The organism is uncultured Winogradskyella sp. (genome assembly GCF_947495255.1).
Classification (GTDB): domain Bacteria; phylum Bacteroidota; class Bacteroidia; order Flavobacteriales; family Flavobacteriaceae; genus Winogradskyella.
Map to the genome: position 1 here is coordinate 363,383 of NZ_CANLYI010000002.1, position 21,998 is coordinate 385,380.

Below are 21,998 nucleotides of genomic sequence, written 5' to 3' on the forward strand. Positions count from 1 at the left end.
ATGGTTGTTGATGAAGTTTGTTTTTTATTATGAAACTGAAACTACTCTTATTTTTTATATCACTAGGACTTTTATCTGCCACTGCGCAAACTAAAGTCAGCGGACACGTGTTTGATGAAGGCAACACGCCAATACCTTTTGCCAATGTAATGTTTAAAGGCTCCACCATTGGAACCATTACAAACGAAGACGGTAAATTTTATTTAGAATCCGATGAAAACTGGGAAACCTTAGTGGTTTCTTTTGTTGGTTTTAAAACACTCGAAATTCCTTTACCGAAACGAATAAATTATGAATTAAAATTTATTCTTCAAGAAGAGGAGTCTTCCCTTGATGAAGTTCTTATTGTAACTGGTAAACAATCTAAAAAGGCTTCAGAAAATCCAGCTATAAGAATTCTTAAAAAGATTTGGGAACGTAAACGAAAAAATGGACTCAATCAATTTAAACAATACGAATACGACCAATACGAAAAAGTAGAATTTGACCTCAACACCATAGATAGCGCTTTAATTAAAAGTAAGCTTTTTAAAGGTATGGAATTTGTGTTTGAAGAAGTTGATACGTCTAATGTTACCGGAAAAACGTATTTACCAATCTTTTTAAATGAATCTGTAAAGAAAATCTCTGGTGATAATTCAATTAATAAAGAACGTGAGGATTTAATAGGTAATAAAAACTCTGGCTTTAGTAATAACCAAATTATAATTGATTTTATAGACGATTTATATTCTGAATATAGTATCTATGATAATTACATGAAATTTTTCGATAAAAGCTTTGTGAGCCCATTAAGTAGAACTGGTGTTCAAACCTATAACTATGTTTTATCTGACAGTGCTTTTATAGATAACAAATGGTGTTACAACATCATTTATTACCCAAGACGAAAAAACGAATTAACTTTTAAAGGTGATTTTTGGGTTAACGATTCTACTTTCGCTATAAAGGAAATTAATCTTCAAGCATCAAAAAGCGCGAATATAAATTGGGTTAAAGAAATATATATAGAACAAGAATTCGAAGTTTTAAATGATTCCTTATTCTTAATTAAACGCGATTATTTTCTTTCAGATTTTTCCATGAATAAAAAGGAAAAATCTAGAGGGATTTACGGAAAACGAACTACGATCTACGATAATTATCAATTCAACCAACCAAAAGACGCTAAGTTTTATGATAAGGTTGTTTATAATTACGAAGCAGACGTCTATAACCGTCAAGACGATTTTTGGCAAACTAACCGACTTGAAGAATTAAGCAAAGACGAAAAAGGTGTTTATAAAATGTTAGACACGCTTAAGACGGTTAAGAAATTCAAACGTATGTATAATCTAGGAAGCATACTTGCCTCTGGTTATATAGAGTTCCCGAGCCTTAACATGGACTATGGTCCAATTTTTTCAACCTTCGGTTATAACGAGGTTGAAGGTGTGAGGTTAAGAACTGGTGGACGAACGTATTTTGGTCCTAATGATTTATGGCGAATTGAAGGTTTCTTAGCATATGGTTTTAAGGACGATAAATTTAAATACGGTATTTCAGGAAAATGGTTATTAAATAAGCGAAGCCGACTCACAATATTTGGAGGCAATCGTAGAGATGTGGAACAAATTGGAGCGAGTTTAACAAGCTCAACAGATGTTTTAGGACGTAGTTTAGCATCTTCATCAATTATTAGTACAGGCTCAAATGATAAATTAACCAATATTAGTTTAACTAATTTAGGATTCTCTATTGAACCTACACGAAACTTTGAAGTGAGAATAGACGGAAGTTTTCGCAATCTCAGATCTGCATCACCTACGTTTAGTTTAGACTATAATGATATTGAATCACCTACTGGTATTTCTTCAGAAATTAAACAATTTGAATCTAGACTATCTCTATCTTATTTTCCAAAACGAGAAATGACTGGTTTTGGTGTAGAACGAAGAGAGAAAAACGATAATTTCGCTAGGCTTTTTGCACAAGTGAGTCGTGGAGACCAAGATTGGTTTAGTAGCGATTTCGATTATACTAAAGTGCAATTCTCATACATCCAACCATGGCAACTAGGTGGTTTTGGCCGTTTAACAACCTCAATAGAAGCTGGTAAAACTTTTGGTGAAGTGCCATTGGCATTACTAAATGTTGTACCTGGTAACCAAACTTATTTCTCAATATATAACACGTTTCCACAACTAGATTTTTACGAATTTGTAACTGACACCTATAGTTCTGTGCATTTAGAACATAATTTTAATGGTCGTATATTTTCTCGTATACCATTTCTAAAGAAGTATAACTTAAGAGCAATCTTAGGCTTAAGAGGTGTTTGGGGAGAATTATCAGAAGAAAACAGAGCATTAAGCAATACAGGAAATAATCCTGCTGAATTCATATTAGTTGCACCAGATTCTCGAATGTATTATGAATATAGTGTCGGTGTAGCCAACATTTTTAAGGTATTGCGATTAGACTTTAACTTCAGAGGTAATTATCTAGATCTTCCAGATGCTAGAAAATTTGGAATAACAGGTAGCTTTGGGTTTTACTTCTAACCCGATTTTAAGATTCTTTTCATTTGCCTAAAACTCGGTAAAACACTATATTTACAGACTGAAATAACACAAAAATCGCACAAATATTTTCTTGTGTGATTTTTCAAATTAATAAAATAGACATGTCAGAACAAGAAGATTTAACTTTCGATGTATTAATAGAAATACCTAAAGGAAGTCGTAATAAATATGAATACGATTTTACTTTACATAAAATTCGTTTCGACCGTATGCTTTTTTCATCTATGATGTATCCAGGAGATTACGGTTTTATACCAGAAACTTTAGCTTTAGATAGCGACCCTTTAGATGTTTTAGTATTAGGGCATCAACCTACCTTCCCGATGGTAGTAATGGAAGTTAGACCAATTGGTGTTTTCCATATGACAGATGAAAAAGGACCAGATGAAAAAATTATTTGTGTACCAGTTTCTGACCCAATTTGGAGTAATAATAAAGATATTAGCGATTTAAATCCACATAGATTAAAAGAAATCGAACACTTCTTTAGGGTCTATAAGGACTTAGAGAAAAAGAAAGTTGATGTTGGTGATTGGGGAAATGCAGAAGAAGCTGTGGCAATCTATCACGAATGTGTTAAACGTTACGATGAAAGTGAGCACAAAAAGAAACGCACTTTTACAATTTAACGAAATCGACCCAACTACATCGTTTTCGAAATCGTAAGTTTTTTAACTTATAAATATTAAAAAAGCAATATCATGTAATTGATATTGCTTTTTTCGTAAAAATATGTTTGATTTTACTACTTTAGCCGAGCTAAAAACTAATCAATTTAAATATTACAATATGGAATCAATGATGATTTACATGCCAATAGCGTTGGCAATTTTAGGATTAATTTACATGCTCATTAAGCAATCTTGGGTAATGAAACAAGATGCAGGAGATGGTAAGATGAAAGAAATTTCAGACCATATATATGAAGGAGCATTGGCGTTTTTAAATGCCGAATACAAATTACTAGCTGTTTTTGTAGTCGTAGTAGCTGCATTATTAGCTATTGTTTCATTTATTGTACCTACAACACACTGGTTAATTGTAATCGCTTTTGTTTTTGGTGCAGTATTTTCTGCATTCGCTGGAAATATCGGAATGAAAATAGCAACAAAAACAAACGTTAGAACAACACAAGCTGCTCGTACAAGTTTACCAAATGCACTAAAAGTCTCTTTTGGAGGTGGAACTGTAATGGGTCTTGGAGTTGCTGGTTTAGCTGTTTTAGGCTTAACAGTATTCTTTATAATCTTTTTTAATGTCTTTATGGGTGGTGTTTGGACAAATACCATGGATATGACTATCGTCTTAGAAACCTTAGCTGGTTTTTCACTTGGAGCAGAATCAATTGCTTTATTCGCCAGAGTTGGTGGAGGAATTTATACGAAGGCAGCCGATGTTGGTGCTGATTTAGTTGGTAAGGTAGAAGCTGGAATCCCTGAAGATGACCCTCGTAATCCTGCAACTATAGCAGATAATGTAGGTGATAATGTAGGTGATGTTGCCGGAATGGGAGCTGATTTATTTGGTTCTTATGTAGCAACGGTATTAGCTGCAATGGTTTTAGGTAACTATGTCATTAAAGATATGGGTGGCTCAATCTCTGATGCTTTTGGAGGTATTGGTCCTATTTTATTACCAATGGCAATTGCTGGTGTAGGTATCATTATTTCTATCATCGGAACGATGTTGGTTAAAATAAAAAGTAACGATGCTAAAGAAGCTGAAGTTATGGGCGCTTTAAATATTGGAAACTGGACTTCAATTATATTAGTTGCTGCTGCATGTTTTGGATTAGTAACATGGATGTTACCAGAAACAATGCAAATGAACTTCTTTGGAGAAGGCTTACAAGAGATTTCTTCAATGAGAGTATTCTACGCAACCTTAGTAGGTTTAGTTGTAGGTGCTGTTATTTCGTCGGTAACGGAATATTACACTGGTTTAGGTAAAAAACCAATTTTAAATATTGTACAACAATCAAGTACCGGAGCAGGTACAAACATTATCGCTGGTTTAGCTACTGGTATGATTTCTACATTCCCTTCTGTATTATTATTTGCTGGAGCAATATGGGCATCTTATGCTTTTGCCGGATTTTACGGAGTTGCATTGGCTGCATCTGCAATGATGGCTACAACTGCAATGCAGTTAGCAATTGATGCTTTCGGACCAATATCGGATAATGCTGGTGGAATTGCTGAAATGAGCGAACAAGAACCAATCGTTAGAGAGCGTACAGATATATTAGATTCAGTTGGTAACACAACGGCTGCAACCGGAAAAGGTTTTGCAATTGCTTCTGCAGCATTAACATCTTTAGCTTTATTTGCTGCCTATGTAACGTTTACAGGAATTGATGGTATTAACATTTTTAAAGCACCTGTTTTAGCCATGTTATTTGTTGGTGGTATGGTACCAGTAGTATTTTCTGCTTTAGCAATGAATGCTGTTGGTAAAGCTGCCATGGAAATGGTAGAAGAAGTGCGTCGTCAGTTTAGAGAAATTCCAGGCATTATGGAAGGAACAGGACAACCAGAATACGATAAGTGTGTTGCTATTTCTACTGAAGCTTCTTTAAAAGAAATGATGTTACCTGGTTTATTAACTATTGGTTTCCCTTTAGCAATCGCCTTTATTCCTATGATTTTCGGAATGGATCCTTTAGCTATCGCAGAAATGCTTGGTGGTTATATGGCTGGTGTTACAGTTTCTGGTGTACTTTGGGCAATATTCCAAAACAATGCAGGTGGTGCTTGGGATAACGCTAAGAAATCATTTGAAGCAGGTGTAGAAATTAATGGAGAAATGACATTTAAAGGTTCTGAAGCTCATAAAGCGGCTGTAACTGGCGATACTGTTGGTGACCCATTTAAAGATACATCTGGACCTTCAATGAACATCTTAATTAAACTAACGTGTTTAATTGGTTTAGTTATTGCTCCTATTTTAGGTGGTCATTCTAATGATACTGCTTTAGCAAACATTGAAGAAGAAGTGTCTATTGAAATGACGGTTAATTCTAATGCTATTGCAAAAGCAACAGTTGACTTTTCTACAATAAAAGAAGGCGTAAAAGTATTAGAAACAATTGTTTTTGAAGGTACTCAATCTGAAGTAGAGAAAGAATTAAAAGCTTTTGAAGCCTCTATTACAAATGATGCTGGCGACATTATAAAAGTCATTGAAAAAGTAGATATAACTAAAGGATAACCTTTAGAATCATAAATAAAAAACCCTCATAAAAATCATTTATGAGGGTTTTTCATTTCACGTAATTTAGCTATTACAAGGTAGGAATTTCTTGATTATAACTGTTATATCTGTAAATCAAGCAATTCTAATCAAAAGATTCATTATGGCATCAATTAAAAAAATCCTCAGTCTTATTTTAATTTTTCTATTTGCATTAACCTCCCTAACATCTTGTGAAACGGATGATGGCAATAATAGTAATGGACAACAAGAAACAATACCAGATTCGTTTTCTGAATATTTTGGAAACGACATTTCAAGAGATTTTATAGGCAATGTAATAGACAGTAACAAAAATCCAATTGAAGGTGTTACTATCACTATTGGTAACGAAACAGTATTAACCGATAGTAATGGTATTTTTATTATAAATAGCACTAATGTAAATGAACGTTTTGGATATGTTAAAGCTGAAAAATCAGGATATATTCATGGCTCACGTAGTGTTGTGCCTTCAGGTGGTACTAACAAAGTAACCATAATGCTACTTGAAGCTACGGTTGTAGGAACCGTAAACAGTGGTTCTTCTGAAACAATTAGCGTAGCAAATGGAAGTTCTGTAAGTTTTGATGGTAATTTTATTAAAGAAGATGGCTCAGCGTATTCTGGTTCTGTTGATGTAATAATGCATCATTTAGATCCGGCTGATAAGGACATGGCCATGCAAATGCCTGGTATGTTATATGCCCAAAACAATGAAGGTGCTGAACGCATGCTTCAAACCTTAGGAATGTTAGCAATAGAATTGAGAGGTACAGGTGGAGAAGATTTAAACTTAGGAGAAGGTTCTATCTCGGAAATTAAAATGCCAGTTGATGCGAGTTTAATGAGTATTGCACCTGCAACTATTCCATTATGGTATTTTGATGAAGTTAACGGCTATTGGAAAGAGGAAGGACAAGCCACTCTACAAGGCAATATGTATGTTGGTAATGTTTCTCATTTTTCATTCTGGAATTGTGATATACCAGCAGAAGCCATCACACTTTGCATAACAGCTACTAATGAAAGTAATAACTCACTGAGTAATCTTTGGGTAAGTATAACTAGTACAACTTTTGGCACTACATATGGTTACACAAATGAAAATGGTGAAGTATGTGGTTATGTTCCAAGCAACGAAACCTTAGAACTTAATATTTATAGTTATGATTTTTGTGGAGACACACCTCTTTATTATGAAATGATTGGGCCATTTTCAACCGATTCTAATATTTCTATTATTGTGCAAGAAAGTTCAGATATTATAGAGGAAACCATTATTGGAAATTTTAATTCTTGTAATGGTGACGCTGTAAATGATGGCTATGTGCAATTAACTTATGGATACCAAACTTACATAGATTTAGTAACTAATGGTGAGTTTGAAATTAATTTGCTACGTTGTGAAGAAGATAATACCTTTAAATTAAAAGGTAGTGATTATGTAAACTTACAGACAACGGATAGTATTAGTTATACGTTTACAACACCCTTAACTAATATAGGATCGATATCAGCTTGTAATACAGTAACCGAATTTATACAATACTCAATTGATGATGGAGAAACTGTATTAATAATTGATGGATTTCAAACAGGATTTTCTGAAGCTTCAGATGCTGTTGATGGACCTTCATTAACCATTAGCGGTTCAAGTAATACTGGAAATTGTTTCTATATGTTCGGAAACCTGGACGATACTGTATATGAAGGCTCATATGATTATTTCGACTGGAACGACGCCAATGATACGGGTTTCAATATACAAGAATGTATAGATATGACTTCTACAAATAACAACATCATATTTAACCTAACAACATTAGGAGCAGCAGGTGAGTATATAGATATTAATTTTAGTGGAGCTTATGAAGATTATAATGGTAACCCACATACTATTACTGGAGTTGTGCATGTATTTAGAGATTATTAATTTAAAACTCTCTATCTAAAAAAAAGCCTTTCAATACTAATTAGTATTGAAGCAAAAATTAATAGGATTTTTCACGCAACCATTTTAAGATTTTTTCATCTATAAAATATAATCTTAAATCAACCGCTATGAAATCAATCAAAATTTCACTTTCAACCTTCCTTTTATTATGTTTATCACTTACCTCTTGTGATATTGACGATGGTTCGTCTAGCAATAATAACCAACAACAAGAAATCCCAAATTCTTTTTCTGAATATTTTGGTAACGATATTTCTAGAGATTTTTTAGGAACGGTCGTTGATAAAAACCACCTTCCAATCTCAGGTGTTACAATTACCATTGGTAGTGAAACGGCTTTAACAGACAACAATGGTGTTTTTATTATTAGAGATGCTGATGTAAATAAACGCTTTGGCTATGTAAAAGCTGAAAAAGCAGGTTACATTCATGCTTCTCGAAGTGTTGTTCCATCTGAAGGCACAAACAAAGTAACTATAATGATGCTAGATGCTAATATTACCGGAACTGTTAATAGCGGCTCAGCAGGAACGGTTTCTCTTAACAATGGAAGCTCAGTAAGTTTTGATGGAAACTTTATTAAAGAAGATGGCTCTGCTTACTCTGGTTCTGTAGATGTTATTATGCATCATTTAGATCCTACTGATGATGATATGTCTCAACAAATGCCAGGTATGTTGTATGCTCAAAATGAAGAAGGTGCTGAACGTATGTTACAAACTCTTGGTATGCTCGCTGTAGAATTAAGAGGTTCTGGTGGAGAAGATTTAAATTTAGCCGAAGGTTCTACTTCAGAAATTAAAATACCTGTGGATGCTAGTTTAATGTCTATTGCACCTGCAACTATTCCGCTTTGGTATTTTGATGAAGTTAATGGCTTTTGGAAAGAAGAAGGACAAGCCACTTTACAAGGTAATATGTATGTTGGTAGTGTATCTCATTTTAGTTTTTGGAATTGTGATATACCAGCCGAAGCTATTACACTTTGTGTAACGGTTACAGACGAAAATGGCAATGAATTAAGCAATATAGAAGTAAATATAACAAGTGCTACTTTTGGAAGCACTAATGGCAGCACAAATGAAAACGGAGAGGTTTGTGGTTTTGTGCCAAGTAATGAAAGCTTAGACCTTAGTATTTTTAATTATGGTATTTGTGGAAATACACCTTTACACTTAGAAACTATAGGTTCTTTTTCTTCAGACTCTAACATCACCATAATTATTACCGATAATCCATATATTATTGAAGAAACTGTTACTGGCAAATTAAATAATTGTGATGGAGCTTCTGTTACTGACGGATATGTTCAAATCACCTATGGAGAAACAACTTTTACAGACTCGATAAACGATGATGGTTCTTTTGAGATTATTGTGCTTAGATGTCTTGAAGATAACACCTTTAGTATAATGGGAACTAATTTTAACAACCCGCAAACAACTGGAGAAATATACTATACATTCACATCTCCTTTTACAAATTTAGGAGATTTAAATGCCTGTAATACAATTGACGAATTTTTTACATATAGTATAGATGATAGTGCGGTTGAAAGATTGTATATAGAAAATGACGACTTGGGTACTGGAACATTTTCTGATTACATTCAGTTACATGGAGGACCATTTAATACTACATTCAATAGCATAATTATAAATGTCCCTAACCAACTAGGTAGTTATACTATAGGTGTTGATGATTTTGTTAAATTAGTATTAGGTTTCGAAGAGAATGGCACCAATCAATTATACGTTTTAAGTAATACTGAAGATTGTAATATAACTATAAATGTTAGTAAAGCTGCTGAATTTATAGGAGACCATATCGATATAAATTTTAGTGGTGAACTTATACATGTTTATGAAGGTGTAACATATGGCCCAACGAGAACAATTGTAGGTTCTGCACATATAAAAAAGAGGTAACTCATAAAAAAGCCTTCAACTCATAAGAGCAGAAGGCTTTTTCAAATTTAAAAATAAAATATTTTACAAAGTATAAGTCAATCTAAAAGTGATAAACCTTGGTAAAATAAAAGTCTCAGAACTATAAACTGAAATATTACTAGAGCCATTATTCACATTAGAATCTATATTTAATAAATTAGAGGCTTTAAGTTGGTATTCCCATTTAGCATCTTGATCCTTTCTGTAAGCTAAACTAGCATTCCAAGTTTGATAAGATTCTGAAGGCGTAATATTACTACTCTGATTAGTGTATGCATAATCTGTCCTTAACGTTAAAGAATCCCATATATAAGCATCAAATTCTACAGAAGGTGCACTTGTAGTATATTTTATATCGTCACCTCCTTGATTAGTATTACTTATACTATGACGGTATTTTAAAGTTACGTTTGGCCATTCTCTAAAATTAGTACTCAATTCTGGTGTGTATGTCTGAGAAAAACTTTCATTTACCGATCTATCACCTTGTACAAACTGATTTATTTTACTGTAATTAAAGTTAGCTCTTAAGCTTGCTCTTAACTTCCCAAATGTGCGTTGAATACGTCCGAAAGTAGAAATACTTTCATCTGCAAAATTAGAGTTAAAATAAGAACTCGTTCTTATTACATTATCAAAATCGGTTAATGACCTCACCTGATCAATGTTTTTATTATAATTAAAAAAAGCAAAAACATTGGTATAATTAAAAAGGTTGAAACTAAAATAACGTAGACTTATATTATGCGAAAGTGCATTCTGTAATTCTGGCTCACCATACTGAATGCTATTGTAATTATTTAAAACTAAACCTTCAGCTAAACTCGTAACGTCTGTAAACGAATTTTTCATATTATAGCTTAAAGTTAAACTTTCACTCTTTTTAAATTGAATCCTAGTTTCAAAATCAGGTAATAATCTAACAAAGTTATCTTCATATGTTGTACCAAATTGTGTGTTTTTATTTCCATAAGCATGTACAGAAAATCCTGGTGTAATGGTAAACTTACCTGTTTTTAGAGTATAATGCATTCCTAAATAAACATCACTAAAATTATATTCAGTATCATTTTCATTTACTAGCAAATCACCATCACTTGTTGTTAAAGTTGCAGTTGGATCAAAAAATGAACCATCATCTAAAAACTGAAAAATATTAGAATTAAATTTTTGATTACTTAAAATAGTCCCTAACGTAAAGTTGATATTACTTTTTGAATTCAGAATGTTATAATAATCTAATTTAGCATCTAACTGGTTAGATTTAATACGTCTTTCTTGATTTAAGTTATAACTAGTTTGATCCGTATCTAGGCCTAAAACACCTGCTGTTGTCTCAAAAGCATCCTCATCCTTTAATCCTGTTACATTGTAAAATGGGTCTTCATCCTTAATTAAGTGTTGTGCTTCAAAAGCAAAAATATTAGTCTCATTTAATGTGTAATAATAGTTAACATTTTGATTAATACTAAAAGGCTTTGCTTCATCAAGTTGATTCGTATTTCCAACTACAGATGAAAACTCATCGTTTGCTTCAGAATCATCAGAAATACGACCAAGTATATCATAATTCAATTGATTATTTACATTTGGTTTATAGCTTGCACTTAACTTCGCTAAACCCTGATTAGTTGCTTCTCTACCTGTTTGTATAGTTTCTTCATCTGGAATGTCTAATTCAGAATCCGTATAACGCACAAAACTCTCTTGTCTTGTTTTTAATCTATTTGCGTTATAAATAATAAAACCACTAAGATCTAAAGCTTTATTTGGAGCATAACTAAAGTTAACTGCTGCCAACTTAGATTCTATTTTTTCTGCATCTCCAAGATCAGTTAAACCTCGTAGTCCATTATCACCAAGATTTATACTTGTACCACTATTATTACTTGGAGCTCTAAATCCACCTCCAAAATTTCTAATATCCCTTCCTGTTAAGGCTACTTCTCCAATATTATTTAAGTCACCAATAACATTAATACTATATTTTGGACTGTAATAAAACAATTTAGGTTGTACTAAGTATAATTCATCATTTGGTGAAGGTGCAACACCTCCTCCTGCAGTAACATCACCAAACCAAAAGTTCTCTTTTCCTTCTTTTAGTTTAATATTAATAGCCACATTATCTTGATTATTCTGTACACCGCTTAACTGACCTACTTCGGAATAATTACGTAAAACTTGTACTTTATCTACTGCGTTAGAAGGTATGTTTTTGGTTGCTAATTTAGAGTCACCATCAAAGAAATCTTTTCCGTTCACCATTAATTTATTAACCACCTTACCTTCTACCTCAACTTGTCCATCTTCATTTATTTCTACACCAGGTAATTTTTTTAGAACATCTTCTAACTTCCGCTCAGAACCATTTTTAAATGAATCTGCATTATATATTAATGTATCTCCTTTTATAGTCACAGGCATTTCGTAAGTAATCTCAACTGCATCAAGCTGATTATCTGAAACCATACTATAGTTTTTTGTGATATCTGCTTCTTTGGTTGTTAGAGTTTCATTTACCGATTTTAATCCTATGTAACTGATCTGAATATTATACAAGGTATTCTTACTTAAAGACAGTACAAACTTTCCATTAGAATCTGTTATACCATAAGACTCTAAAGAGTTAGAGTCTTTATTAATAGCAATAACATTTGCAAGTTCTAATGGTGTACCAATACTATCCTTTACAACACCCTGAAGCTTAATTTGGGCAAAGGAACTACTAGCTATTACTATACATAATAGCGCTAAAACATTCTTCATATAATTTGGTTGTGATTGTTATTTTAAATTTTCGTTTAAATCAAATGCAATAAAACATTTGTTTGTAATATGGTTGTTCTAAACAAAAAATGCTTTTAAATTAGTTACGACCTCGTCCGCCTCCTCGACCACCTCGTCCACCTCTACCACCATACATCTCGCGCATTTCTTGCATTTTTTTTGTCACAATCTCATTGTATTCGGCTTGGGTAACCTCGTCTCCTTTTGTAGGTTTCTTAATTTCTTCTTTTTCAGCTGGGTTTAAAACAATCTTAGTACATAATATAGTAGTACGATCAGCATTAACTTCTAATATTAATCCTGGTAAACCCCAATAATCATCTGGCCCTTGGTTTACAGGAATCTGAGGCGAATACCATGCTACAACTTCTATCGTTTTTGGCACTTCTATTTCTGATAAAGGATCATCCGATTTTGCGTTAGCCTCATCTTTAGTTTTAGTACTATCTTTTGAAACTTTCCCTTCTTCTTTTTCATCCTTTTTGTCTCCACCACGCCCACGTCTAAAGCTTCTAAAATCAAACTTATCTACAGTTGTAGTCGCTGTAGCTTTGAAACACGTATATTGACCAATTTGTTTCGTCTCAGTCCCCATTTTCCATTCCAGATTTTTTATTTCATCTACAATTAAAAACTGCTTTCCAAAAAACTCTTGGTCCTGAATAACCTCTTTTGTTTTTACGTTTTTGTATTTTGGACCACCAGATAGGCTAGAACCGAAACCACCAAAACCTCTTCCTCCTCCTGGAGCTGCTAACTTCTCTTCTTCTTTGTAAATAGACTCTGCTTGATTAAATGTTAAAACGTATTCTTTTTCTAAGAAGCTTTTCATACGTTCCATTATTTGCTTTTTCCTATCCGGACTCATATCACGACCACCAAATTCATCCATATCCATAGTGGTTTTAGATTGGTAATAGGCCTTGCCTTGAAAATCTTGTGCAAACGCACTAAAATTGGTAAAAAACACTGTTAATAGTAACGCGATTTTTAATGGTAATTTCTTCATGTTTTTATTGATGTTGTTTAAACTCCTGAACGAATTTAGTTAATCTTACATTACATAAGACTGCAGATAATAAGAAAAGTAAAACGTCACCTTGTTAAACTTATGTTAAGAAAACTAACCACCAATTGTAATACTAATGCTTTCCCCTTTAGAACCTTTACGAGGTGCATAACGTTCCATCATTTCTTTCGCTTTTTTATCCATTATTTCATCGTAATCTTTCTGATTTACCTCTTTTCCTTTAGTGGGTTCTACAATCTCCACTTTTTCCTCTGGATTAATTACAATTTGACTACAAATGATTGTTAGTTTTCCATCATGAATTTCTAAAATTAAACCAGGTAAACCTTGATATTTCGAAGGTCCATTACTCACAGGTATTTGAGGTGTATACCAAGCCGTAATTGTACGCTCTTCCATTTCAGGTTCTTCTTCATTCTTCTCTTCGTCAGATTCTTTTTCCTTATTCGTGTTACTGCTAAAACTGAAACTTTTTCTCTTTGGAACTTGCTTAGTATAGGTGGCTTTAAAACACATATATTCACCAATATGCTTTGTTTCGGATCCTAATTTCCAATCTATGGAAGCTATAGAATCTTTAATCAAAAACTTTTTACCCATAGTCTCCTTTTGATCAACATAATTTTTGTCTTTTATATTTTTATAAAAAACATCATCACCACTATTTCCAAAAGACATCATAATTTCACCTCCAACTTGCGGTTTATCTAGTTCGGCTTCTTGTTTATATAAAGATGACGTTTTATCAAAAGTTAATTTATAAGTTTTCTGAAACCCTTTTTTCATCATCTCCATCATCTTGGTTTGCATAGCATCATTGATTTTAGTGCTATCCATCTTAATTTCAATTTTACGTTGCGTTTTGTAAGTTGCTACACCTTGAAAATCTTGAGCTAAAACTGAAGAAGCCATAAGAATAAGAACAAATGAGAGTAAGATCGAGAGATTTTTCATGTTTTTTTGTTTTGATTAATATACTACAATATTCTGAAAATTAATTAAGTACTTGTGTTAACCAACGTTAACGAGTGTTAACCAATAGCGAGTTCTAAATTTTTACTTTATACATTTGAAGTATGAATGATAAAAGATATAAATGGATATTATACACCATTGTTGTTGTCATCCTTGTTACAATTAGCATACAAGTGTATTGGAATTATAAAAATTACCAAACTAGCAAGCAACAACTTATAAATGATGTACAAATTAGTTTAGATAAAGCAGTAGATGATTATTATACAGCCTTAGCAGAACGGTCTACTATTGGTATTTTTTTAAAAGGCAATCAACAAAAGGATGCTTTTAAAGAAGGAAGTAAACTTCAAGATTTATTAAAAAATATAGATGAATCTAATAGCGGCTTTAATAATATAGACTCGTTAGATATCAATGCCATAGACGGCATAACAATACTTAGAGGACGTAAGGCCGATTCAATGGCTAAAAAAGAAGATGAAAAACTCAACCCTTTAACAATTGAAAATTTTCATTTAAAAAAAGACAGTTTAAAAAATAAGGGTATTGATTTTAAAACTGCCGAATTTTTAACATCAAAAGTCATGATTTCTATAAATAATGACACTCTTGATATTAAGAGCGTAGATAGTTTAGTTAAGCAAGAATTAAAACGAAAAAGTATTAATATCTCATTTTATTTAGACTATAAAAAACCAGAACACGATATTAACCATTGGATTAAGACTAAAGAAATGCCGAAGCTTGACCCTAACCATATGTCAGACGATTACTTACAAACCGACTCAAAATCTACGTTTCTTCCAAAAGGCACTTTTCTAACTATATTATTTACAAATACAACGGAAGCCATTTTATATCGTATTCTAGGTGGAATTTTAATCTCTACACTTCTCATTCTTGCCGTGATAAGTTCATTATTTTATCTCTTAAAAATTATACGAGACCAAAAACAACTAGCCGAAGTAAAAAACGACCTTATTAGTAATATTACACACGAGTTTAAAACTCCAATAGCTACCATAAGTGCAGCAATAGAAGGTATAAATAGTTTTAATGCTATTGAGGACAAGGAAAAGACCAAGAAATATCTAAATATGTCATCAGAACAATTAGGAAAACTAAATGTTATGGTTGAAAAAATGCTAGAAACAGCAACCTTGGATAGTAATAATTTAAAGCTGAAAAAAGAAAATTTTAACCTTTCCGAATTGCTACTAACGCTAACCAATCGTTATAAAATACAATTTCCAGAAAAAACCATAAACAGTAATTTTCAACTTGAAAACTTAATCATAAATGCAGATATATTTCATATTGAAAATGCTTTAAATAATATTTTAGATAATGCCGTAAAATATGGAGGAGATATTATTTCAGTTGAATTAATGTCAACTAAAAATGATTCTGTTATTATAATTTCAGATAACGGGAACAGTTTAAGCAAAGCAAATAAAGACCAAATTTTCGATAAATTTTATCGTATACCTAAAGGCAACATGCACGATGTAAAAGGTTTTGGGATTGGTTTGTATTACACCAAAACGATAATAGAAAAACACAAAGGATTAGTCGTCTCAGAATTAAATAAAAATTTAACTACTTTTAAAATCACACTTCCAAATGGCTAATAACATAAAACTTTTACTTGCTGAAGACGAAGCTGCTTTAGGTCAAATAATTAAAGAAAGTCTTGAAACTCGAAATTTCGACGTTATCCTCTGTGATAATGGAGAAAAAGCATTTGAAAAATATAAAACGGAATCACCAGAAATTTTGGTGCTCGATGTAATGATGCCCAAAAAAGATGGTTTCACTTTAGCTAAAGAGATTAGAGCTATTGATAACGCAATTCCTATTATATTTTTAACAGCTAAATCGCAAACAGCAGATGTTGTTGAAGGATTTTCTATTGGTGGAAACGATTATCTAAAAAAGCCATTTAGTATGGAAGAACTCATTGTAAGAGTACATAACTTGGTTGATAGAACAAAAACTCAAAAAACTGTAGAAATTGTAACTCTTGGTCATTTTTCTTTCGATTTCCCTAAGCAACTCTTACAGTTTAAAAATGAAAAATCAATACAACTCACACATAGAGAATCACATTTATTGTTTCATTTAATAAAAAATAAAAATCAAGTTTTAGATCGCTCTTTAATTCTGAACAAACTTTGGGGAACTGATGATTTTTTCACCACTAGAAGCATGGATGTTTTTATTACAAAACTTCGTAAAAAGCTAAGAAAAGATGAAAGTATTCAAATTATTAATGTCCGAGGGTTTGGATATAAATTAACAGATTAAACAGGTTAAAACCTATTATAGCTCCACTAGTATTTAAAAACCTGATAGGTCTTCAATTTAAACTGATACTATTTTTGTATTTTTCAAGTCTATTCCATTAATATCATGCAAAAATTAGTGTATTTGTTTATATTATTCTGTATGTTCTGCTTTTCTCAAGAAAAAGAACAACAACAAATTACTGCCACCATAAAAGATTCTACAGTAATTGATGCTAAAACTATTTTTGGGATTGACTCTTTTGAAACCTTATATTATTCAACGGAGAATAATTCATTCCATAAAAAAACAAAGGATACTATTATCACTTATGCCAATTTTCAACTTGGCGAAATCACTTCAGTAAACACTTTTAATCCTTTAAAAATAAATCTTTTTTATAAAGATTTTAATACGGTTGTTATTTTAGATAATCGTTTGGCTGAAATTTCAAAAATTGACTTCAATACTATTCAACCATATAAAAATGTATCTTTTGTTACTTCTGGTTTTAATAAAACGATATGGGTGTTTAATGCAGATTTTCAGTATTTAGAACTCTACGATTACAACTCTAAGAAGGTAAAATTAAAAACAATGCCTGTTCAATCTAGGGTCTTAGATTTAACAAGTGATTACAATTATTGCTACTTACTTACCGAAAACTTTCTCTACATCTACAATTATTTTGGTAGTTTAATTAGAAAAATAAAAAATACAGGATATGAAAAATTAGCATTTAATGAGGCGCATATACTTTTAAAAAAAGAAAATTCGCTTTTTATCCTTGAAAAAAACAAATCTGAAATTCATCCTGTAAAACATCCGAAAATGTTAATAAAACAGTTTTTGGTAACCAACCAAACGGTGTATATTTACGACGAAAATTTACTACGTCATTACCAATTAAAAACAGATTAGATTATGCATGTTGCTGTTGCAGGAAATATAGGAGCCGGAAAAACAACGCTCACAAAACTACTAGCTAAACATTTTAAATGGGAAGCACAATTAGAAGACGTAGTTGATAATCCATACTTAGATGATTTTTACAATCAGATGGAACGTTGGAGTTTTAACTTACAGGTTTATTTCTTAAACAGCAGATTTCGCCAAGTCAATCAAATCCACGATAGCGGAAAAGATATTATTCAAGATAGAACTATCTATGAAGATGCACACATCTTTGCTCCAAACCTTCACGCAATGGGCTTAATGACCAATCGTGATTTTGAGAATTATTCGTCTTTATTTCAATTGATGGAATCCTTTGTAAAAGGACCAGATTTATTAATTTACTTACGTAGTTCTATTCCTAATTTAGTGGCTCAAATTCACAAAAGAGGACGTGATTATGAGAACACTATTAGTATTGATTATTTAAGCCGTTTAAATGAACGCTATGAAGCTTGGATTTCTAAATACGATAAAGGGAACTTACTTATTATAGATGTAGACAATTTAGATTTTGTAGCTAACCCTGAAGATTTGGGTGATATTATCAATAGAATTGACGCTGAAATTAATGGTTTATTTTAAGCAATAAATCCATGCTTTTTTGCGTGTTGCATAGCTTGCGCACTACTTTCTACCATTAAAACCATTGTAGTCTTATAGTTTTCTACCAAGCCTTTAACGCGAAGCATTTTCTTTTCATGTTGCACACTTCTGAGATAGATTGCTAAAATACGATCTGGATATTCTTCTGCAATTTCCATATAAATATCCGGATCATGTTCACCACTATCTCCAATTAAGATAAAAGGTAATTCAGGATATGTTTTTAAGAGATTTAGGATTTCTTTTTGCTTTTGAGGCTTTTCGTCTTGAGGTTTCTTTTTCAAAAAATTACTTAAACTCCTTAACAAAATTGGACCTTTAGGGAATTTATTTTGTCTTAAAAAAAGTTCTAAATAACGATACAAATTCCAGGGACTATGACTCACATAAAAAATAGGATTGGCATTTTCTCCAGAAGCTCCTCTATGTAGTTTATGATAAAAATCGGCAGCTCCTTCTAAAGGAATTCTATTTTTAGCATGCTTAAATATAGAATTATAAATCACCTTCCATTTTAACGTAGACACAACACCTGTATGTAAAATGGTATCATCTATATCACTAGCAACACCAAATTGTGCTTTGGTTGAAGGGATTAACAACTCTCCAGGAAAACGGTTTTTATTCTGAATTGTTCGTTTTAAATTATTATTTACATAAGACAATTCAAAAGACAACCAACCTTCATCATTTGTTAATGTCTTTAAATTTTCTAAATTTTCCTCAAACTTGTAATACCCCTTATTATCTGTAACACCTTTTAAAATAGTATTATTTGGTAACGTTATATTTACACCAACATTTTTAATTTCATCGGTTTCAAAACGCTTCCAAGTATTTACAATAAGATGCCAAATATGTTGCTCCTCTAAGTCTATTGATTCATCTTCTAAAGCTCTGCCACGAGCGTAAAAATGAGTATTTGTACCGTAACCTTGAAAAGCAATAATCTGTAAAGGGTCTTTTTTTAACCAGCTCAAATGCAATTAATTTTAATAATTTTCAAGATAGTAAAATCTATAGTGCTAAAAAATCATCTTACCCATTTTATCTAAATTTAGTTTGTTAAACTTTAAGTCTTCAGAATTATAATTAATTTCGCAGTATGATAAGAGCCTTACAATTACGCGTTAATTTATTTGAAGAAAGACAACCAGACGGTTTGCTAAAAAAAGCTGCCCACAATCTGGATATAAAAACTTCAGAAATTTCAGGAATAAAAGTTCTAAGAAAATCTATTGATGCACGTAAGCGAAACATCATATTTAACTATAAGGTTGAAGTCTATATTAATGAACCGATGCCCGAAAATTCTGAGTACCACTTTGATTACAAGGATGTTTCAAAAGCAAAACCAATTCATATTATTGGCTTTGGACCTGCTGGTATGTATGCTGCTTTACGATGTATTGAGTTAGGTTTTAAACCTATTGTTTTAGAACGTGGTAAAAATGTAAAAGACAGAAGAAGAGATTTAAAAGCCATAAACCAAGATCATTTTGTTAATGAAGATTCTAATTATTGTTTTGGTGAAGGTGGAGCTGGTACCTACTCTGATGGAAAACTTTATACACGTAGTTTAAAACGAGGTGATGTAAGACGAATTTTTGAAAACTTAGTATATCATGGTGCCACAGATCAGATATTAGTTGATGCGCATCCTCATATTGGGACGAATAAATTACCTAAAGTTGTTCAGAATATTAGAGAGAATATTATAAAATTTGGTGGTGAAGTTCATTTTGAATCTAGAGTTTCAGATTTCACTATAAAAGATAATAAAATTGTTGCCTTACAACTTAAAGATGGAAGTGAACTAAATATTGAAAAAGTGATTTTAGCAACCGGACATTCTGCAAGAGATATTTTCTACTTATTAAATGATAAAAAATTAAAGCTTGAAGCAAAATCTTTTGCGATGGGAGTTAGAGTAGAGCATCCACAAGAGATTATTGACGGGATTCAATACCATTGCAAAGGCGAGCCACGAGACGAGTTGTTGCCTGCGGCTTCTTATAGTTTGGTACAACAAGTTAATAATAGAGGTGTTTATTCATTTTGTATGTGTCCTGGAGGATTTATTGTACCTGCTGCAACTGCAAACGGAGAAGTTGTTGTTAACGGAATGTCACCTTCTAAACGAAATAATAAATTTGCCAATTCTGGTATTGTTACCGAAATCAATGTTGACAAAGATTTATATAAATACGAGCATTTTGGAGCTTTAAAAGCATTAGAATATCAAAAAGACCTAGAACGTTTAGCCTTTACAGCTGGCGGAAGAACTCAAGCTGCTCCTGCACAACGACTAACTGATTTTGTTGAAGGTAAATTATCTTTAACTTTAAATGAAACATCGTATCAACCAGGTCTAAAATCGGCAACTTTACATTCATTATTACCTAAAATTATAGGTGGATCATTGAGAAAAGGTTTTAAAGCTTTTGGTGAAAAAATGAGAGGTTATTACACAGAAGAAGCTAATGTTATTGGTGTTGAATCTCGTACATCATCTCCTGTAAACATTCCTAGAACCGAAACTTTAGAGCATCCTGAAATCTCAAATTTATTCCCATGTGGCGAAGGTGGTGGTTATGCTGGTGGTATTATTTCTGCCGCTATGGATGGTGAGCGTTGTGCTGAGGCGGCTTGTAACTAATTTAATTGGTTTAATAAATAAGATAAGGGACAGCAAAATAAAACCGTAAATAATTAATTCTTACTTTTGCACAACTAAAATTACAACAAATGAATGCATATATATTTCCAGGTCAAGGTGCTCAATTCTCAGGAATGGGATTAGACCTTTACGAAAATTCACCTTTAGCACAAGAATTGTTTGAAAAAGCAAACGATATCTTAGGTTTTCATATCACAGACATTATGTTTGAAGGTTCTGCTGAAGACTTAAAGGAAACAAAGGTAACACAACCTGCTATCTTTTTACATTCAGTAATTTTAGCAAAAACAATTGGTGACATTATGAAACCAGATATGGTTGCTGGTCATTCACTTGGAGAATTCTCTGCTTTAGTTGCAGCAGGAGCTTTAACTTTTGAAGACGGATTGAAATTAGTTTCACAACGTGCACAAGCGATGCAAAAAGCTTGTGAATTACAACCAAGTACTATGGCTGCTGTTTTAGGCTTAGATGATGAAATTGTAGAAAAAGTATGTTCTCAAATTGAAGGTGTTGTAGTTGCAGCTAACTATAACTGTCCTGGCCAATTAGTGATCTCTGGTGATGTTGAAGCTATAAATAAAGCTTGTGTCGCTATGAAAGATGCTGGCGCAAGACGTGCTTTAGTTTTGCCTGTTGGTGGAGCTTTTCATTCACCTTTAATGGAGCCTGCTCGTGAAGAATTAGCTGCTGCAATTGAAAACACAACTTTTAGCAAACCAAATTGCCCAATATATCAGAATGTAACTGCAAAGGCTGTTACTGATGAAAATGAGATTAAAGCTAATTTAATTTCTCAACTAACAGCTCCTGTTCGTTGGACACAATCTGTACAACAAATGGTAAAAGATGGTGCATCTAATTTTACAGAAGTTGGTCCTGGTAAAGTTTTACAAGGTTTAGTAAAGAAAATAAATAGAGAAGCAGTAACAGCTTCAGCTACATTTGAAACTAATGCTTAAAACCTACTGCT

General features: G+C 32.4%; 15 protein-coding genes. 11 read left to right on the plus strand and 4 right to left on the minus strand.

Annotation, left to right across the window (positions count from 1 at the left end; all coding sequences use genetic code 11):
* Window positions 1-29 precede the first annotated feature (29 nt).
* The 5 genes from Q0807_RS04360 to Q0807_RS04380 all read left to right on the plus strand — a co-directional run bounded on the left by Q0807_RS04360 (window position 30) and on the right by Q0807_RS04380 (window position 9,680).
* Window positions 30-2,543 carry a DUF5686 and carboxypeptidase-like regulatory domain-containing protein gene (locus tag Q0807_RS04360; RefSeq protein ID WP_299106806.1) on the plus strand — a complete coding sequence of 838 codons (2,514 nt, stop codon included), beginning with the start codon at window positions 30-32 and terminating at the stop codon, window positions 2,541-2,543.
* A gap of 122 nt (window positions 2,544-2,665) precedes the next feature.
* Window positions 2,666-3,193 carry an inorganic diphosphatase gene (locus Q0807_RS04365; protein ID WP_299106808.1) on the plus strand — a complete coding sequence of 176 codons (528 nt, stop codon included), beginning with the start codon at window positions 2,666-2,668 and terminating at the stop codon, window positions 3,191-3,193.
* A gap of 160 nt (window positions 3,194-3,353) precedes the next feature.
* The gene (locus Q0807_RS04370; RefSeq protein WP_299106992.1) at window positions 3,354-5,774 is read left to right on the plus strand and encodes a sodium-translocating pyrophosphatase; all 2,421 of its coding nucleotides are present in this window, start codon (window positions 3,354-3,356) and stop codon (window positions 5,772-5,774) included.
* Between the two features lie 145 nt (window positions 5,775-5,919).
* Window positions 5,920-7,731 carry a carboxypeptidase-like regulatory domain-containing protein gene (locus Q0807_RS04375; protein WP_299106811.1) on the plus strand — a complete coding sequence of 604 codons (1,812 nt, stop codon included), beginning with the start codon at window positions 5,920-5,922 and terminating at the stop codon, window positions 7,729-7,731.
* 128 nt (window positions 7,732-7,859) lie between these two features.
* Entirely contained in the window at window positions 7,860-9,680 is a 1,821-nt protein-coding gene (locus tag Q0807_RS04380; RefSeq protein WP_299106815.1) for a hypothetical protein, read from the plus strand.
* 63 nt (window positions 9,681-9,743) lie between these two features.
* On the opposite strand, the gene Q0807_RS04385 is transcribed toward Q0807_RS04380, so the two are convergent.
* From Q0807_RS04385 to Q0807_RS04395, 3 genes are all read right to left on the minus strand, one after another.
* The gene (locus Q0807_RS04385) at window positions 9,744-12,470 is read right to left on the minus strand and encodes a TonB-dependent receptor (RefSeq protein WP_299106817.1); all 2,727 of its coding nucleotides are present in this window, start codon (window positions 12,468-12,470) and stop codon (window positions 9,744-9,746) included.
* 100 nt (window positions 12,471-12,570) lie between these two features.
* A complete protein-coding gene (locus tag Q0807_RS04390) occupies window positions 12,571-13,500 on the minus strand; it encodes a GLPGLI family protein (protein ID WP_299106819.1) in 930 nt (309 codons plus the stop codon).
* Window positions 13,501-13,614: 114 nt separating this feature from the next.
* Window positions 13,615-14,475, minus strand: coding sequence for a GLPGLI family protein (locus tag Q0807_RS04395; protein WP_299106821.1), 861 nt, complete (start codon window positions 14,473-14,475; stop codon window positions 13,615-13,617).
* Window positions 14,476-14,597: 122 nt separating this feature from the next.
* Between Q0807_RS04395 and Q0807_RS04400 the strand changes: the two genes are divergently transcribed.
* From Q0807_RS04400 to Q0807_RS04415, 4 genes are all read left to right on the plus strand, one after another.
* Window positions 14,598-16,130 (plus strand): sensor histidine kinase KdpD, encoded by a 1,533-nt coding sequence (locus Q0807_RS04400; RefSeq protein ID WP_299106824.1) that lies wholly within the window; start codon window positions 14,598-14,600, stop codon window positions 16,128-16,130.
* The gene (locus Q0807_RS04405) at window positions 16,123-16,806 is read left to right on the plus strand and encodes a response regulator transcription factor (RefSeq protein WP_299106826.1); all 684 of its coding nucleotides are present in this window, start codon (window positions 16,123-16,125) and stop codon (window positions 16,804-16,806) included. The genes Q0807_RS04400 and Q0807_RS04405 overlap by 8 nt, the downstream gene beginning before the upstream one ends.
* Window positions 16,807-16,947: 141 nt before the next feature.
* The gene (locus tag Q0807_RS04410) at window positions 16,948-17,706 is read left to right on the plus strand and encodes a hypothetical protein (protein ID WP_299106829.1); all 759 of its coding nucleotides are present in this window, start codon (window positions 16,948-16,950) and stop codon (window positions 17,704-17,706) included.
* 3 nt (window positions 17,707-17,709) lie between these two features.
* A complete protein-coding gene (locus tag Q0807_RS04415; RefSeq protein WP_299106832.1) occupies window positions 17,710-18,324 on the plus strand; it encodes a deoxynucleoside kinase in 615 nt (204 codons plus the stop codon).
* On the opposite strand, the gene Q0807_RS04420 is transcribed toward Q0807_RS04415, so the two are convergent.
* Window positions 18,321-19,325 carry an App1 family protein gene (locus Q0807_RS04420; RefSeq protein WP_299106834.1) on the minus strand — a complete coding sequence of 335 codons (1,005 nt, stop codon included), beginning with the start codon at window positions 19,323-19,325 and terminating at the stop codon, window positions 18,321-18,323. The genes Q0807_RS04415 and Q0807_RS04420 overlap by 4 nt on opposite strands.
* A gap of 125 nt (window positions 19,326-19,450) precedes the next feature.
* On the opposite strand from Q0807_RS04420, the gene Q0807_RS04425 reads away from it, so the two are divergent.
* Both Q0807_RS04425 and fabD read left to right on the plus strand, forming a co-directional pair.
* Complete coding sequence (locus tag Q0807_RS04425; protein WP_299106836.1) at window positions 19,451-21,004, plus strand: NAD(P)/FAD-dependent oxidoreductase; 1,554 nt, start codon at window positions 19,451-19,453, stop codon at window positions 21,002-21,004.
* 89 nt (window positions 21,005-21,093) lie between these two features.
* Window positions 21,094-21,987, plus strand: coding sequence for an ACP S-malonyltransferase (gene fabD, locus Q0807_RS04430; protein WP_299106839.1), 894 nt, complete (start codon window positions 21,094-21,096; stop codon window positions 21,985-21,987).
* The last annotated feature ends 11 nt before the right edge of the window (window positions 21,988-21,998 follow it).

Excerpts from the sequence above, each read along its gene's own strand:
- Q0807_RS04360 (WP_299106806.1), top strand. The coding sequence starts at position 30 with ATGAAACTGAAACTACTCTTATTTTTTATATCACTAGGACTTTTATCT.
- Q0807_RS04365 (WP_299106808.1), top strand. The coding sequence starts at position 2,666 with ATGTCAGAACAAGAAGATTTAACTTTCGATGTATTAATAGAAATACCT.
- Q0807_RS04370 (WP_299106992.1), top strand. The coding sequence starts at position 3,354 with ATGGAATCAATGATGATTTACATGCCAATAGCGTTGGCAATTTTAGGA.
- Q0807_RS04375 (WP_299106811.1), top strand. The coding sequence starts at position 5,920 with ATGGCATCAATTAAAAAAATCCTCAGTCTTATTTTAATTTTTCTATTT.
- Q0807_RS04380 (WP_299106815.1), top strand. The coding sequence starts at position 7,860 with ATGAAATCAATCAAAATTTCACTTTCAACCTTCCTTTTATTATGTTTA.
- Q0807_RS04385 (WP_299106817.1), bottom strand. The coding sequence starts at position 12,470 with ATGAAGAATGTTTTAGCGCTATTATGTATAGTAATAGCTAGTAGTTCC.
- Q0807_RS04390 (WP_299106819.1), bottom strand. The coding sequence starts at position 13,500 with ATGAAGAAATTACCATTAAAAATCGCGTTACTATTAACAGTGTTTTTT.
- Q0807_RS04395 (WP_299106821.1), bottom strand. The coding sequence starts at position 14,475 with ATGAAAAATCTCTCGATCTTACTCTCATTTGTTCTTATTCTTATGGCT.
- Q0807_RS04400 (WP_299106824.1), top strand. The coding sequence starts at position 14,598 with ATGAATGATAAAAGATATAAATGGATATTATACACCATTGTTGTTGTC.
- Q0807_RS04405 (WP_299106826.1), top strand. The coding sequence starts at position 16,123 with ATGGCTAATAACATAAAACTTTTACTTGCTGAAGACGAAGCTGCTTTA.
- Q0807_RS04410 (WP_299106829.1), top strand. The coding sequence starts at position 16,948 with ATGTTCTGCTTTTCTCAAGAAAAAGAACAACAACAAATTACTGCCACC.
- Q0807_RS04415 (WP_299106832.1), top strand. The coding sequence starts at position 17,710 with ATGCATGTTGCTGTTGCAGGAAATATAGGAGCCGGAAAAACAACGCTC.
- Q0807_RS04425 (WP_299106836.1), top strand. The coding sequence starts at position 19,451 with ATGATAAGAGCCTTACAATTACGCGTTAATTTATTTGAAGAAAGACAA.
- fabD (WP_299106839.1), top strand. The coding sequence starts at position 21,094 with ATGAATGCATATATATTTCCAGGTCAAGGTGCTCAATTCTCAGGAATG.